Below are 13,623 nucleotides of genomic sequence, written 5' to 3'. Positions count from 1 at the left end.
AAACTTCTTTAAAAATTTACGAATAGCTTGGGTAAGTTTTTGCTTAAAAGATAAATATAGGAAAACAAAAAAATCTACTTTATCTTCTCTTAAACTTATAAACATCCCTTAACTTGACGCGTATGGTTGCGTGGATACTCTAGCCATCATTGCGAGGAGCAAAGCGACGCGGCAACCCAGAAAAATAATTAAAAAATTCTGTAAATCAGAATTTTTTACTGAATTGCTTCATCGAATTACTACGTAATTCTTCTCGCAATGACGGAAAACCGGTCCACGCAACAACGCCGCTTTGAGCTAGGAATGACATCAAAATCATCAAGTACACTAAAATTTGATAAAAAATGATTTGATGAACTATAAAGGTTATTTAGGATCAGTACATTTTAATGCTTACGAAGAACTATTTTTCGGTAAAGTAGACTTTATAAGAGATTCGATAAGCTATGAAGTATCCGACGCTAAAACTTTAATAAAGTCATTTCAAGAAGCTATAGATAGTTATCTAGAAGATTGTAATATAGTCGTAAAATACCCGATAAACCTTTTAACGGTAGTGTTAATGTAAGAATTGAGCCTGCACTACATAAAGAGTATGCTTATATGCGATGCAACACGGCTATACTTTAAACGGTATAGTTAAAAAATCTTTAAACGAATTTATAAAAATATAAGAGGTTGTTTGCATCAACTATTTTAAAAAGGAGCATAATGTATGAAAAATTTTATATTCACATCTGAATCAGTTTCTGAGGGACATCCAGACAAAATTGCTGATCAAATTTCAGATACAGTACTTGATGAAATTCTAAAGCATGACCCTAGTGGTCGTGTTGCCTGTGAAACATTTGTAACAGCCGGTCTAGTTCTAGTGGGTGGCGAAATTACTACTAGTACCTATGTGGATATTGAGCAAATAGTACGTAGCAAGATACAAGAAATCAGCTATAATAATCCAAATTATGGATTTGACAGTAGCTGTTGTGCCGTAATTTCATCCATCATTAAATAATCGCCCGATATAGCTATGGGCGTTGACAATGCAAATGACGATGTAATAGGTGCGGGAGACCAGGGTATGGTTTTCGGTTATGCCTGTAATGAAACAGATATAATGCCTGCACCGATTTACTACGCTCATCTTTTAGTGAGAAGACAAGCATATTTACGTAAACAACATGTCTTGCCTTGGCTTAGACCAGATGCAAAATCACAAGTCACGTTATGATATGAAAATAACAAACCTGTTGCCATTGATGCAGTAGTTTTATCAACTCAGCATCATCCGGAAATACAACAAAAAGATCTTATTGAAGCAGTAATAGAAGAAATCATTAAACCTACCTTACCAAGCAGTTGGCTAAATAAAGACACTAAATACTTAATTAACCCGACAGGTAGGTTTATTATAGGCACTCCTGTTGCCGATTGCGGTTTAACCGGTAGGAAAATTATCGTGGACAGCTATGGAGGCATGGCAAGACACGGCTGGCGGTTGTTTTTCAGGAAAAGACCCAACCAAAATAGATAGGTCTGCTGCTTATATGGCGCGCTATATTGCTAAGAATATAGTAGGAGCAGGACTTGCCGATCGATGTGAGATACAAATATCTTATGCAATCGGTGTTGCTGCTCCCGTATCTGTGTACGCTAAAACTTTCGGTACTAACAAATTAAGCAACGCACAAATTACTAAACTAATAACGCAACATTTTTATATGCGTCCTGGTAAAAATTAAACATCTTAAACTGCGCACTCCATGCTATCAAAAAACGGCTGCTTACGGTCATTTCGGCCGTGAAGACGCAGATTTTACATGGGAGCAATTAGATAAAATAGATATATTGAAGTGAGTATACCCCAAAGTGAAATGAAGAGTTGGTATACGAAGATCAACTTGAAAAATAGCAAAGAGTTTGTAAGCCGAGGAGCAGGGCGTACAGAACATTCAATGTCTTACAAAGACGACACAGCCAATTTTACAAGTTCATCGAGTATAATTTATTGACATTTATTTATTCGTAATACATATTAGTTGAAAATATAGCTAAGAATATAAATAATGATAGAAAGTTCAGTAACTTAGAAAATTATGATAATGAACTTACAAATACTGCTCTAAAAGAGAATAATCAAAATAAGCTGAGAGAGCATTATGAAAATATCACTCAAACCTTAAATAACATACGGGAATATGAGTATGAAGCGAAAGCAACTCAGTACCGCGAAATGCTTGATGGTGCCCGTACCTATGATAAATCCACAAAAGATTATAATTTAGGCTCAGCTCATTTTATAACGGCTAGCGGTTATAAAGCCTTACTTGGAGCTTATAAGGTTTTATATCCTGACGAAAATACAGATAAAAAATTAGACCATTTTATGAATGGCTTAGATGAGATTTATAAGCAATCCTTTTCAGCACGTCATTTAACTAGCTCAAATAAATTACCACCCGCAGAGTTAAAAAAATTTTTAGAAAAAACTACAGATGAAATATATGATAAACTGTAAAAAACCGGAGAAGCATATTTATCATATTCTAATGCTCCTACTAATACAGGATTACATGCAAATGTTATAAAATATTCTAAAGAAAACGGAAAAAATTATCATATTATATATAATGCTGGTGCTGGAGTAAGAGCAGATAATTCAAAGCTAAATCAAACACCACAAGATCAATTATCTAAAATAAATGAAACAATAGAAGCAAGAAGTAAAGCAAAATTCAGCTCCATTAAGTATGAACTTAAAAATCAAACAGATAAAGAAATAAAAGATAATATATTATCTATAAATGCACTAGAAGCAATAAAAGCTCATAATAACGAAATTAACAAGTGCAAATCGGAGAAACTTATTAACCCAACAGATGATTCAAGAAGAACAGTTACTGGACAAATTTTAGGGAATTGTAGCAGCAGATCAATAAGAGAAGCTTTAAGAGACAATATACCAGATTCAGAATTTCGTGAGATACTTGATTTTATTACACAAAATCAAGTATCTCAAATACAACTCATCAAAATCAATTCCAAAAAGATATTGACAATTCAGCTACTAATCATTTTGATGCTTTTTTTTATAATGAAGGGCATACACCAAGCACGAAGGAAAAGTTATTTAATAACGTTGCTGAAGAATCTCTGAAGAATCTAATTTAAAGTATATCAAGATTGATCTAGTAGATTTTTTACCTACTATGTTGTGTTTCCCTATAAGGATACTGATTTACCTATTACCGAGGATCTTTTAAAGCCTGTCATAAACCATATTCAAACTTGTTTTGAAGAATACAAAATAGCTCCCTCAAAAACAGTTTTAGAAAATTATAGATTATATAAATCTAATAAAGAACAAATCATTAAAGAACTATCAGAAAAATGCTTAAATGATAAAGATGTAAATATACTTATCAAAGCACAAATACAAGCAAAAATAGAAAGCCGGCCATCTATAGAGATTTTCCGGTAAATGCAACAAAGTAATACTAACCTTAAACCGCTAGAGCTATCGGAAGAACATAAGAAATTGAATGATTTCATAAAAGATATGGCATAAAAATACAAAATGACCATACTGGAAACAAAAGCGTCTAAAGAAATCACTCAAGTAGTTAAAGATTATAGTGAAAATAAATTTAATGAAGAAATAACACCTATACAGGCTCAAAAATTAGTAGATGAATTTACGCAAGAAACGCTAGATATTTTTGGAGAGAATAAATTAATAGACTCACCTATAGAAACAAAAAACGAGCATATTAATATACCGCTCCCGAACTTAGAAAAACAAGAAACTACTAATCTTAACTTGGATACAATACACTCAAAAAATTCACCTGTATCAAGCTTTTTGCATGACGCTGTACTTAAAGAAGAAAAACAAAATTTAGTAAATGAACTAATAACTGAAGCTAATAAAAATCTACCTGATTACGCAAGTAGTAGACGATAAAAAAACAAGAAGTTAAAACCGATAATATATTCAACCAAAACTCAGATCCTAAAAAACAAACTATAAAAAACAAATTTTATAAGTATTTAAGCAAATTAACGGGAAAATTGAGATTAAAATCCATAAGTAATTATTTTAAAGCATTAATTAAAGATCCAAATCTTGAGAAAATATCAATTTAGAAAAAGAAGCAAAGTTAATAGCAGACAAACATCGACTAACAAAATATATGGAGCTTATCGATAATAAAAATAATAATGTAGTATTTAGCGGTAAAACAATATCAAAGAATATTACTCAATTATATATTTATTTTACCGTCAATTCAGGTATTGCCTATAAAAAATTGACTCAAGGTTTCTACGTCATTCTTGCGAGGCATTGTTGCGTGTATACCACCCAGTCATTGCGAGCAGTCGTAGACTGCATGGATCAACTTTATCTCTGTCCACCCCCCCCCGTTGCTTGACCACGGGATCCAGTTAAAAATACTCAAATTGTTAGTATTTTAAATTTTTTCTGGATACCGTGGTCAAGCAACGGTATGACAACGGAGCGTTTTTCAAGAATCACACAATAATGTCTCGCAGAAATGACAGAAAAAGCCGAGCAACAACACTATTTACTATATCCTGTTAAAATCTCAAAATCTTGCCCTTGGAGAAAAAGCTTTTCAGATAATGTAATTTTTGCTACAAAATTCTTTACATCTTCACTTTGTAAATAGATTGTAGCTTTAGCATTACTCTGATCTCCGTTATTAGTGCGAGCTGCAAGTAAGGTTACTATCTGCTCTAATTCTTCATAATTTTTGGGATAAAGCTGTAACTCAAATTGTTTATTATTAATTGCATCCTCAATTGATGAAAAGCTTTTTGCCGTTAGTTTTATTCCTCCTTCATCTTTAACTATATCACAATTAACCACTACCAAACTTTTAACATCGAGTAAATGTACATAATCTTTTAAGACTTCTTCGCTAAAAATACTAAGTTCAAAGATATTCTCAGGATCGGAAAGCACAAGTGTCACGAATCTGCCTCTTGCCGACATACGAGAATCCTTTTTTTGTATCACACCGGCAAGATTTACTCGGTTAGTACCTTCAGGTAAATTATTATGCAAATCCGCAGTATTTAAAATATTTAAACGACTAAATATTTCTTGATATTCCGTAAGAGGATGATTAGAGATAAATAAACCCATAGACTCAAATTCATAAAAGGCTAAAGTATTTTTATCGGCATAATCACTTGATACTAAAATAGTTGGACTTAAACTAGAAACTTTAATGAAGCTAAATTGATTAGACTCCTGCTCTTCGTGATATGAAGTTGAATAAGCAAGCAACTTTGAAATACTTGAAAACAATTGCAATCGATTATCATGTAGCTCATCAAAGCAGCCAGATTTAATTAAATTTTCCAGTAATTTACTGTTAATAGACTTTGGCGGTAATCGTTCAATAAAATCAGTAATTGATTTAAAGGCTCCTCTTGCCTTTCGCTCATCTGTTACTAACTTACCGAAATTTGGCGTAACTCCCTTAATAGCACCTAAAGCGAAGATTATTGCACTTTCTTCTTTGTCATATCCGGTACCTTCTATGTCATTCCCGCAAAAGCGGGAATCCATTTTCATTGCACTCATTTTTTCTAGATCCCCGCCTACACGAGGATGACATGGAGAACTGCCGAAATGACAAGTTGTAAAATACCCTTCAGAAATATTAATATTAGGAGCAATAATTTTTATACCGCTATCTTTTGCTTCTTGTAAAAATAAATTAATTTTATCATGATTATTTAATTCAAGGTTTAAACATGCTACTAAAAACTCAACCGAATAATTAGCTTTAAGATAAGCAGTTTGGTATGAAATAACACCATAAGCCGCAGCATGTGCTTTATTAAAACCGTAACCGGCAAATTTAGCCACAGTTGCAAAAATGGATTTAGCTTGAGATTCCGAAATATTATTAGCAATCGCTCCTTTAACGAAGATTTCTTCCTGCTCCTCCATTTCTTTCTTTATCTTCTTACCCATTGCTCTACGAAGCAAATCAGCAGCTCCTAGGGTATAACCGGCAAGAATCTGAGCAATTCTTTGTACCTGCTCCTGATATATCACCACTCCGTAAGTTTCTTCTAAGATTGGCTTTAATAGCTCATGTAAATAATCAGGCTGTTGTAATTTATGCTTACAAGCTATATAGGTAGGGATATTTTCCATAGGACCCGGACGATATAAAGCCCCAAGAGCTATCAAATCATGTATAGAATCAGGTTTAAGGCGTCTAAGTGCATCTTTCATCCCAATACTTTCAAATTGAAAAACGCCGACTCCTTTACCTTTACACAACATTTGATAAGTCTTATTATCATCAAAGGTCATATTGTTAAAATCTACTTCTATTCCTTGCTCTTTAAGTAGTTTCTTACAATCGGTAATAACCGTTAGGGTTTGCAGTCCTAAAAAATCAAATTTAATTAAACCGGCAATTTCGGAATATTTCATAGAATAACCGACTACCAGCATATCGGAATTAGCATCTTTATATACCGGTACTATATCGACTAAATCAGTACCTGCTATTACGATTCCTGCAGCATGAGTTGAGGAATGCCTATGTAATCCCTCAAGAATTAACGAAGTATCAAGCACTAGCTTAATTAACTCCGCTTCACCCTCCAAATTATACAGCCCATTACCTTTAGCGGCATTTGCAAGCTCCGGAACTTCACGCATCGCCTGTTCAAGTGTAACGGGATTAACCGCACTAAAAGGTACAAGCTCCGTTAGATAATCAGCGAATTTATAAGGTAAACTAAGCACACGAGCAATATCCTTAATTACAGCCTTTGCCTGCATTTTACCAAAAGTTATAATCTGCCCTACTCGATTATTGCCGTATTTAGAACGTACGTAATTAATCACCTCCTCACGTCTTTCTTGACAAAAATCAATATCGAAGTCAGGCATCGAAATACGTTCGGGATTTAAAAATCTTTCAAATAATAAGCCGAATTTAATCGGATCGAGATCAGTAATAAGCAAGCTCCAAGCAACAACCGAGCCTGCTCCCGAACCTCTACCCGGTCCAACTAAAATCCCCTCTTTTTTACTCCATTTAATAAAATCGGATACAATCAAAAAATAACCGGCAAAATTCATATTACAGATAATATCCAGCTCATAATTAAGACGATCAAAATATTCGGTTTTCAATTCTTCTTGATTCTCTAATGAAATATTTTCAGATTTAAACTTTGTAGCAAGCCTTGCACGCAACCCTTCTTTTGCATCTTTTCTAATTAAATCCGTTTCACTAATATCTTTGGTAGCAAAATTAGGCAGCATCGGCGGGTTTGCATGTGCTGCAAAATAACAACGCTCTCTTAAATTCACAGTATTTTGTATGGCATTAGGTAGATCAGAAAAAAGCTCTCTCATCTCATGCGGTGACTTAAAATAACAATTTTCACTAACTGTTTTACGATCAGGATATTCTTTAGTAACACCGGCTGATATACATAACAGCACATCATGTGCATCATGCATGCTTTTTTCGCTAAACAAAACTTTATTAGTAGCAACAAGCGGAATAGATAATTCCGAAGCTATCTTAATATAACTATCCTCAATAAACTGTTCTTCCGGCAGATCGTGCCTCATAATCTCAAAATAAAAACGATCTCCTAAGATTTCCTGTAGAGTGCGGGCAAACAACATCGCTTGTTCTTGCTCATGAGCTAGTAAGCATTTTCCGACAATACCGTCAGTATAACAACATAATGCTATTAGCCCTTCTTGATATTCGATTAAATCTTCAAAAGTAATATGATCGCATATCTTACGATCATTTTTAGTGAAAGTAAGGCTTGATAGTTTGAGTAAATTTTTATAACCGGTTTCATCTTTAGCTATAAGCAAAATTTGAGCAAAAATATCTACATCATATTTTATATTTAGAATAACTCCATGTATCGGCTGCAGTCCTTTTTTTACTGCGTATAATGCAAATTCTAACGAGCCAAATAAATTTCCCTTATCTGCCAAACAAATAGCAGGCATTTTATTCGATGAAGCAAGTTCTACTATCTTCTCAAGCGTTAATGCACTTTCTAGAAAAGAATAAGAGCTTTGAGTTCTTAAATGAATAAATTCAGGTTGCATTTTTTATTAATGTTAAAGTTTATTGTCTTCATGACACTGTGTCACCCCGTGGCTTGACCACGGGGTCCAGTCTTTTTTAATTTTTTTTTGATACCGCGGTCAAGCCGCAGTATGACACCGAGTATATTTTCCGTTCCATACACCAAGGCTACATCTTACTCCCGACTGCATAATATCTAAAACCGATTTTTTTCATTGCTTCATTATCTAGTATGTTTCTAAGGTCAATGATTATCGGGGATTTTACTAAATCATAAATTCCGTGCCAATTAAGTTCTTTGAATTCTAACCATTCAGTTGCAATAACTATAATATCTACTGATTTACAGGCTTCAGCTACCAAATCTAAATATAGCAAATTTTTATGTTCTAAATTCTTTTTAGCATTTTCAAGCCCAATAGGATCAAATGCTTTAACATATACATCTTTATTTAATAAGATCTTTACAATTTCAATGGCAGGACTTGCCCTAACATCATCTGTTCCTGCTTTGTATGTTAAGCCTAAAATTGCTATATTTTTACCTTTTAAATCTCCGTCTAACAAAGTAGCTATTTTATCTACCATATTACTTGGACGCTGCTTATTACTTTTCATTACTGCCTTAAGAATCTGACAATCGATATGATGATTTTCTACAAGATTATTTAATGCTAGAATATCTTTTGGAAAACATGAACCACCAAAACCAGGACCTGCATTTAAAAAATTTTGACCGATTCTTTGATCAAGTCCTACACCTTTAGATAAATCTTTAATATTACCGCCAATTTTTTCGCATAAGTCAGCCATTTCGTTAATAAAAGCAATTTTGGTAGCTAAAAAACTATTTGAAGCATATTTAATAAGCTCACTCGTCACGAAATCGGTAACCACGAACTTTGCTCCTTGTTCTATTAAAGGTGCATAAATTTTTCGTAATATTTCCTCTGATTCTTTATTATGTATACCGATAACTATACGATCAGGATATAAAAAATTTTCTACCGCACTGCCCTCTCTTAAAAACTCAGGATTAGAAGCAACATTAAATGAAAAACCTTGTGATTTTAAAGAAGTTATAATATTAATGCAACTACCAGGCGGAACAGTAGATTTTATGACTATTAAACAATCTTTATTTATATGCTTAGAAACTTTATTAATAGCATCATAGACATATTTTAAATCTGCTTCTCCCGACTCTTTTGAAGGCGTACCGACCGTAATAAATATTGCCTCGGCATTTTGAAGTGCATTATTATAAATATTTGTAAATTTTAACCTATTAGCTTCTAAAGCTTGCTTAAGATATTCATCAAGCTTAGCTTCATAAATCGGCAATATTTGCTTATTTAATTTGGATATTTTCACCTCATCATTATCAAGACAAGTAACATTATGGCCTAAATAGCTCATAATAATACCTGAGACTAATCCCACATATCCGCTACCGATAAATGTAATATTCATAATTTTATATGATTTTTATATTAAATTTTTAAATTATACGTTATATTCCAAGTGTATACCTCAAATAAATGAAGAGTAGTATAGACGAAGATCAACTTCAAAAAGAGCAAGAAATCCACAAGACGAGGAATGGCGCGTATACTTAGAGTACCGCAGTACTTGTAGGATGACGTAGCCAATTTTTGAAGTTCATCGAGTATATAAAGCTTTTATCATATTTCAATAGATTTACAAGCTCAAATGAATTTTATTAAAAAAACCTTTATTAGTATTTTTATAATTCTAATTGCATTATCTTTGGCTATAACTCTAACTGTTTATAGTGTAAATAAAGGACTCTTAAATGAACCTTTGAAAAAAATAATTGAATTTTATTTAAGTAAAAATGATATAAAGGCTGTACTACATAATTTAGAATTTAAAGAAAACCGATTATCCATAGATAAAATTTCCTTAAGGCTTATAGATAATGCTAAAGGAGAAATTAACAATTTTAATCTTTTCTTTAATTTCAAAAATTTCTTCTCTAATTCGTTAATAGAGGCTAATTTTAATATTAATAAAATTTCCATAATCTCAAATAACTATGAAGAGATTATAAATACTTCAACAACCGGTGATTATTCGTTAAATATAATTAAAAAAGATTCCTTAACCGACATACGGCTAACTTCAATAAAAAGTGATATCTTAACGGATGAGCAAGGAGCAGACTTACCTCTAGGAAATGCTTTTTGCTCATATAAAACCACCTATTCTAAAGATAATCCAAAGATCGTTAATTGCAAACTCACATTTGGGGACAAAGCTTTTTTATCACTAAATGGTATAATAACCGATAAAAATATTGATGCAAGTGCAGCTGCCGCAAATATGCCTTTAATAATTTATCAAACAGTCGAAAAAATTATTCCGGATAATCCTATAATCTCATATTTACGAGCACATATAAAACAAGGTTACATCCAAAACGGAGAATTAAATATTAAATTAGATAAAAAATTTTTTAAAAAAAATATTTTAGTAGAAGATAATTTAAAAGCAAATTTACATATCTCGAATTTTGAATATAAATATCATACAGATTTACCGCCTTTGACTAAAGTTGATACTAATATAATCATTTCAGGACCAGAAATAAAATTTCTAATTAATGAAGCATATAGCGGTAAAAGTGTTGTTTCAGACGGTATTATGACTTTCAAATGGGAAGGACCGGATAAATCGCAATTTGTTTTTAATGCTACTGCTAAAGGTGAAATTAACGACTTAATTGCCTTTATTCCAAATGATGCATATCAAAATATTAAAACTCAAAATATTGATCTTAAACAAATCACAGGAACAGCAAATTCAATAATAGAGCTAATAATTCCTATTAGCCCAAATATCCCTAATAGCTATAATGTTTTGTCGACATTAACAAATATCTCTTTTAACACCTTAGACAATAATATCCTATTACAAAACGGTGAAGCCAAAGGTAGTTTTAAAGATAATAAACTAAATATTAGCGGTAAAGGTAAAATTAATAATTATACAAGCAGCTTTACTTATGATCATGATATATCAGATAAAAATAATGAGTGTTTACTTAAAATAAAAAGTAATATTACGGCAAATAATCAAAGATTTGGAGTATTTAAATTAATTTCAGGCAGCACCGTTTTAAATTTTGAGTATAAAAAACAGCATAATAATGAGAGTTTTATTACCGTTAATTCTAATCTTGATAATTTAGAATTTTATATAGATAAAGTATCTATTCATAAAAAATTACATAAAAAAGCTAATTTATATTTATATATTAAATTAAATGATAAAAATTTGGATAGCAATATTGAATTTAACCTTTCAGGGCAGGATAATCTAAAAATTAACGGTCATGCCTTAATTAAGAAAAATATTTATAATATTAATCTAGCCTCTGTTAAACATAATCATACGGATTTAAAAGGAAAAATAATCATAGATAACCATAATCTTAATACGGAACTTTATGGCAGCGGATTAGATTTATCAAATGCTAATATGATGCAGTTTTTAGAAAAAGAGGGCGATTCTACACGTAATATTAATTTAAAAACTAATATATCAAAAATCATTTTAAAGAATAATATAATTCTAGATAATCTTGATTTAGCAATTAAATGTGATAAAGTGCGGTGTTTCTCCGGTTTTCTAAACGCTAATATTGATAATAAAAAAGTTAAGATGTCGCTTACCGCTAAAGAAACTTTTGAACAATGGCTAATTGCATCCGATAATGCCGGAGCATTGCTTCAGGGACTTGGAATGTATACCACTATGCAAAACGGTCAGATTAACATCAACTTAAATACAAAAAGATATGAAGTAAAAAAAGGAGAAATAGTGCCGATATTAGACGGCAAATTTTCTATAAAACATTTTACGGTAGTCGATACTCCTTTTTTAACACGGCTTGTTTCCTTTGTTTCGTTGCCCGGTTTTCTTAGTTCAATAACTAATAATAAAAATATTTTATTTGAAGATATGACCGGTAAATTTAATTATAGAGGAAATATAATTACAATTTTCGATACGGAAGCACATGGACCGTTCTTTGATTTTACTATGAAAGGTAATATTGATACCAAGCAGCAATTAATTACGGTTAAAGGAAATGTTATTCCTTCATTTTTCTTAATCAGTACTATTGTAACTAAAATACCGGTAGTCGGTAAAATATTTTCCAAAGTAGCCCCTTACTCCTTAAAAATGAACTATAAATAGTTATATTCTGTGTACAAAAAATTATATTTAATCGGTATTTTACTTTTAGGCTTAATTTCCGGTCTTACGTTTAATTTAATTTTTTTCACGGTTCCATACCAATTATCCGAAGCAAAATACACCACTGATATAATAGGTTCGATATCACTAGCTGCTTTTCCGTATTGCTTAAAGGTCATATGGTCACCTTTTATAGATAAATACTCTATACCTTTTTTATGTTCTAAATTCGGTCACAGACGTGGCTGGGCATTGGTATCACAAATATTTTTAATCCTAGCGATGACGGGGTTCTTAAACATAAGCCCTTGTAATCACTTATATATTACTGCAATTATCTTATTTATTATTTCATTCTGCAGTTCTACGCAAGATATTGTACTTGACGCCTATAGAATTGAGAGACCTATATCTAAAGCAGAGCTTTCAATGGCTTTTACCTTTAGTAGCATAGGGTTTCGTTTAGGTATGTTACTTGGCAGCGTCGGTGCTTTATATTTATCAATTATTTTCGGCTGGAATACAGTATATAAATTTGCTTTATTCATTACTATAGTTGGACCTATAGTAATCTTATGTATCAAAGAACCGAAACCTAAAGAAAAACGTCATACGGCTAATAATTTAATAGGATTACAACAATATTTTGAAGTTATTAAAAAAAGTATTATATCCTTAAAAAATGAACAACAATATTTATTGCTAATTATATTGTTTGTCTTTTTATATAAAGCTGCAGATTCCATACCGATGGCTATGAGTTCGCCTTTATTGATAGATTTAAGTTTTACTACTCATGAAATTGCCGTTATTTACAAAGCTTACGGGTTATTAATCATGATAGTCGGAGGAGCTTTAGGCGGAGTTTTAGCTGCAAAAATAGGTATATTTCATAGTGTCTTAATTGGCGGAGTTATTCAATTATTGTCACCTCTTATGTTTATGATTCTTGCGACCATCGGCTATGATATAAGGACATTTATAATAACCGTTACAGTACAAAATTTTTGTGCAGGCTTTGCAGGAACTATTATCTCTATCTATTTTGCTAGTCTTTGTAATAGCGAATTTGTTGCCACACAATATTCTATTATTGCATCTTTTAGCTCTCTTAGCCGTATTATTCTAGCTAGCCTTGGCGGTATTTGTGCAAAATATCTTACTTGGTCTGTATTCTTTTTAGGTAATACTCTGTTTAGCATGTTATTTATACCGATATTTTATAAAATATATAGAAAGAAACTAGACTTTGTGAATATTTCTAAAAAGATATGACAAT

8 protein-coding genes and 4 pseudogenes are annotated in these 13,623 nt (G+C 31.9%); 10 read left to right on the top strand and 2 right to left on the bottom strand.

Going from position 1 to position 13,623, the window contains the following annotated elements:
- The first annotated feature begins 334 nt into the window (after positions 1-334).
- The 8 genes and pseudogenes from ACKTSD_RS01975 (at position 335) to ACKTSD_RS01935 (ending at position 4,303) form a co-directional block, all read left to right on the top strand.
- Positions 335-568: a hypothetical protein gene (locus tag ACKTSD_RS01975; protein WP_412707772.1), complete on the top strand. Its 234-nt coding sequence runs from the start codon at positions 335-337 to the stop codon at positions 566-568.
- Positions 532-630, top strand: a complete 99-nt coding sequence (locus ACKTSD_RS01970) for a toxin-antitoxin system HicB family antitoxin (protein ID WP_412707774.1) — start codon at positions 532-534, stop codon at positions 628-630. The genes ACKTSD_RS01975 and ACKTSD_RS01970 overlap by 37 nt, the downstream gene beginning before the upstream one ends.
- A gap of 85 nt (positions 631-715) precedes the next feature.
- Positions 716-1,854 (top strand): annotated as a pseudogene (gene metK, locus ACKTSD_RS01965) (methionine adenosyltransferase).
- A gap of 190 nt (positions 1,855-2,044) precedes the next feature.
- Positions 2,045-2,308 (top strand): annotated as a pseudogene (locus ACKTSD_RS01955) (hypothetical protein); the annotation flags it as partial.
- A 75-nt stretch (positions 2,309-2,383) separates the two neighbouring features.
- Positions 2,384-2,641, top strand: a pseudogene (locus ACKTSD_RS01950) (hypothetical protein); the annotation flags it as partial.
- Positions 2,642-3,211: 570 nt separating this feature from the next.
- Positions 3,212-3,478 (top strand): hypothetical protein, encoded by a 267-nt coding sequence (locus ACKTSD_RS01945; protein WP_412707771.1) that lies wholly within the window; start codon positions 3,212-3,214, stop codon positions 3,476-3,478.
- 96 nt (positions 3,479-3,574) lie between these two features.
- Positions 3,575-3,961, top strand: coding sequence for a hypothetical protein (locus tag ACKTSD_RS01940; protein ID WP_412707770.1), 387 nt, complete (start codon positions 3,575-3,577; stop codon positions 3,959-3,961).
- Between the two features lie 107 nt (positions 3,962-4,068).
- Positions 4,069-4,303: pseudogene (locus ACKTSD_RS01935) on the top strand (hypothetical protein).
- A gap of 276 nt (positions 4,304-4,579) precedes the next feature.
- Here ACKTSD_RS01935 and dnaE read toward each other — a convergent pair.
- Together dnaE and ACKTSD_RS01925 are read right to left on the bottom strand one after the other, a co-directional pair.
- Complete coding sequence (gene dnaE / locus ACKTSD_RS01930; protein ID WP_412707769.1) at positions 4,580-8,137, bottom strand: DNA polymerase III subunit alpha; 3,558 nt, start codon at positions 8,135-8,137, stop codon at positions 4,580-4,582.
- Between the two features lie 148 nt (positions 8,138-8,285).
- Positions 8,286-9,590, bottom strand: a complete 1,305-nt coding sequence (locus tag ACKTSD_RS01925; RefSeq protein WP_412707768.1) for a UDP-glucose dehydrogenase family protein — start codon at positions 9,588-9,590, stop codon at positions 8,286-8,288.
- Positions 9,591-9,830: 240 nt separating this feature from the next.
- Between ACKTSD_RS01925 and ACKTSD_RS01920 the strand changes: the two genes are divergently transcribed.
- Positions 9,831-12,344, top strand: coding sequence for a YhdP family protein (locus ACKTSD_RS01920; RefSeq protein ID WP_412707767.1), 2,514 nt, complete (start codon positions 9,831-9,833; stop codon positions 12,342-12,344).
- A 9-nt stretch (positions 12,345-12,353) separates the two neighbouring features.
- The gene (locus ACKTSD_RS01915) at positions 12,354-13,619 is read left to right on the top strand and encodes an MFS transporter (RefSeq protein WP_412707766.1); all 1,266 of its coding nucleotides are present in this window, start codon (positions 12,354-12,356) and stop codon (positions 13,617-13,619) included.
- Positions 13,620-13,623: the final 4 nt, after the last annotated feature.

Origin of the sequence: Candidatus Rickettsia kedanie (assembly GCF_045865205.1) — a bacterium.
GTDB lineage: Bacteria > Pseudomonadota > Alphaproteobacteria > Rickettsiales > Rickettsiaceae > Rickettsia > Rickettsia australis.
Note: the sequence above shows the minus strand (reverse complement) of the source record. Positions and strands in the feature narration are given on the sequence as shown.